Origin of the sequence: Rhizobacter sp., from assembly GCF_031412075.1 — a bacterium.
GTDB lineage: Bacteria > Pseudomonadota > Gammaproteobacteria > Burkholderiales > Burkholderiaceae_C > Rhizobacter.
Genome location: NZ_JANOCG010000665.1, coordinates 1 through 3,103, shown reverse-complemented (window position 1 = coordinate 3,103; position 3,103 = coordinate 1). Strand labels below are relative to the sequence as shown.

3 protein-coding genes are annotated in these 3,103 nt (G+C 67.9%); all 3 read left to right on the top strand.

The window, feature by feature from the left end:
* The first annotated feature begins 76 nt into the window (after positions 1-76).
* Positions 77-1,282, top strand: a complete 1,206-nt coding sequence (locus tag RMO40_RS24715) for an ROK family protein (RefSeq protein WP_489660240.1) — start codon at positions 77-79, stop codon at positions 1,280-1,282.
* The gene (locus RMO40_RS24710; protein WP_309726490.1) at positions 1,279-2,763 is read left to right on the top strand and encodes a sugar ABC transporter ATP-binding protein; all 1,485 of its coding nucleotides are present in this window, start codon (positions 1,279-1,281) and stop codon (positions 2,761-2,763) included. Before RMO40_RS24715 ends, RMO40_RS24710 begins: the two co-directional genes overlap by 4 nt.
* Positions 2,744-3,103 (top strand): ABC transporter permease (locus RMO40_RS24705; protein WP_489660239.1); only part of this gene is annotated, 360 nt, incomplete at its 3' end. The genes RMO40_RS24710 and RMO40_RS24705, both read left to right, overlap by 20 nt.

Below are 3,103 nucleotides of genomic sequence, written 5' to 3'. Positions count from 1 at the left end.
CGAACTTGCTTGGCGGAAGTCGGCGGCCTAGCATCCGCCGATCGAGCCCCGTCAGAGGGCCGCCAGGAGACAGCGTGTGAGCCCATGGGCCGATCTATCGCGCAGTGAATTGACCGTGCTGGACAGCGTGTTCTGGTGCGGGGGCCTGTCGCGTGACGCGGTGGCGCAGCGCGCCGCTTTCTCCAAGACGCGCGTCAACGCCACCGTCGCCGGCCTGATCGAGCTGGGCCTGCTTGAAGAAGCGGGGCTGCAAATGTCGTCCGGCGGCCGCCGCCCCGAAACGCTGCGTTTGAACCACGGCCTGGGTGTGTTGCTGGCCGCCGACCTCGGCGCCACCGGCCTCGAAGTGGCCGTGCTGACCCCCGACCTGCGCGTGCTCGCCAGGCATGGCGAAGCCGCCGACGTGCGCCGTGGCCCCGGCCTGCTGCTGTCGCGGGTGCGTGCCTTGATGGCCGAGCTGCTCGCGCAGTGCGGCCGCAAGGCGCGCGACGTGATCGCCATCGGCATCGGCGTGCCCGGCCCGGTGGACTTCGAGACCGGCCAGCTCGTCAACCCGCCGCTCATGCCCGAGTGGGACAGCTTCTCCATCCGCGACGACCTGCGTGCCGACTACAGCGCGCCCGTTTTCGTCGACAACGACGTGAACCTGATGGCGATGGGCGAGCTGTGGCGCCTGCAGCGCAGCCTGCAAAACTTTCTCGTGATCAAGATCGGCACCGGTATCGGCTGCGGCATCGTTTGCCATGGCGAGGTCTACCGCGGCGCCAACGGCTCGGCCGGCGACGTGGGCCACATCTGCGTCGACCCGCACGGCCCGCGCTGCACCTGCGGCAACCTGGGCTGCGTCGAAGCCATGGCCGCCGGCCCCGCCATCGCGCAGCAAGCGACCGAGGCCGCGCGCAACGGCGAAAGCCCGATGCTCGCCGCGGTGCTGGCCGAGCGCGGTGTGATCACGCCGCAAGACGTGGCCCAGGCCAGCCGCGCGGGCGACGCCGCCTCCAACGCCATCATCCAGCGCGCCGGCACCTTGATCGGCCAGATGCTGGCGTCGATCGTCAACTTCTTCAACCCGTCTCATGTGTTCATCGGCGGTGGGGTCACGCGCATCGGGCCGCTGTTCCTGGCCTCGCTGCGGCAGAGCGTCTATCACCGCTCGTTGGCTCTTTCCACACGCCACCTCGACATCCAGTACACACCGCTCGGTGACCAAGGCGGCGTGATCGGCGCCGGCGTGCTCGCGATGCACGAGACCATCAAGGCTCGCGGAGTGATCGCATCATGAGCGTGGCCGTCGAGTTCATCGACCTGCGCAAGGCCTTCGGCCCGGTGCAGGTGCTGCACGGCGTGAGCTTCGCTCTGCAACCCGGCCGCGTGGTCGGCGTGCTGGGCGAGAACGGCGCCGGCAAGTCGACGCTGATGAAGATCCTCGCCGGCTACGAGCAACTCACCGTTGGCGAGATGCGCATCAACGGCCAGCCGATGAGCTTCAGCGGCTCGCGCGCGGCCGAGGCCGAGGGCATCGTGCTCATCCACCAGGAGTTCAACCTCGCCGACGACCTGACGATCGCGCAGAACATCTTCCTCGGCCACGAGAAGAAAAAGGGCTGGCTGCTCGACGACGACACGATGCGCGCCGAGTCGGCCCGCGTGCTGCAGCAGGTCGGCTTGAACAAGCACCCCGACACACTCGTCAAGCAGCTGATCGTGGCCGAAAAGCAGCTGGTCGAGATCGCACGTGCGCTGGCCCGCAAGGCTCGCCTTTTGATCATGGACGAACCCACCGCCACGCTCACGCCCGGCGAAACCGAGCGCCTGTTTGCACTGATGGCGCAACTCAAGGCCGACGGCGTGACGCTGCTCTACATCTCGCACAAGCTCGACGAAGTGGAGCGTGTGACCGACGAGGTGATCGTGATGCGCGACGGCCGCTTCGTCGCACGCGAAGCCACCGCCAAGCTCACACGCCAGCAGATGGCGCAGCTGATGGTGGGCCGTGAGCTGACCGACCTGTACCCACCCAAAGCACCACCGCCCGCCGGCACCCAGCCGCTGCTCGAAGTGAAGCAGCTCACCGTACCGGGTTGGGCACAAGACATTTCATTCAACGTGCGCCCCGGCGAGATCCTCGGCTTCGCCGGCCTGGTCGGCGCCGGCCGCACCGAATTGTTCGAAGGCCTGCTCGGCCTGCGGCCCTGCAGCGGCCAGATCGAGATCGACGGCCAAGCCGTGCGCCTGCGCAACCCACGCGAAGCGGCCGACCACGGCCTCACCTACCTGAGCGAAGACCGCAAGGGCAAGGGCCTGCACGTGCGCTTCGGTCTGCGCGAGAACCTCACGCTGATGGCACTGTCGCGCTACGCCCGCCCGTGGCTGCGGCCCGCGCCAGAGCAACGCGCCTTGCGCGAGGCGGTCGACACCTTCGGCATTCGCACCGGCAACCTCGACGCTCCGGCTTCGTCGCTCTCTGGCGGCAACCAGCAGAAGCTCGCGCTCGCCAAGGTGCTGCACCCTCACCCGCGCGTGGTGGTGCTCGACGAGCCCACGCGTGGTGTCGACGTCGGCGCCAAGCGCGACATTTATTTCCTGATCCAGCGCCTGGCGCAAGAAGGCCTGGCCGTCATCGTCATCTCGTCGGAGCTGATGGAACTGATCGGCCTGTGCCACCGCGTGGTGGTGATGCGTGCCGGTCGTCTGCAGGCCACGCTGGACGCCACCCATCTGACCGAAGAGGAGCTCATCGCCCATGCCACCGGAACGCACTGACGTGGCCGCCATGTCACGCCAGCCCCCCGCCTGGCGCATGCGCCTGCACGGCCTCGGACCCATCCTCGGCCTGGTGCTGCTGTGCATTGCCGGCACCTGGCTCAACCGCGACTTCGCGACGCTCGACAACGCGATGAACCTGCTGACCCGCACCGCCTTCATCGGCATCATCGCGGTGGGCATGTGCTTCGTCATCATCTCGGGCGGCATTGATTTGTCGGTCGGCTCGATGGCCGCATTGATCGCCGGCTGCGTGATCCTCTTCATGAACGCGATCGCCGCGTCGGTGGGCTCGACCACGCTCGTCGTGGCCCTCGGCATGGGCTTCGCCGTGCTGCTG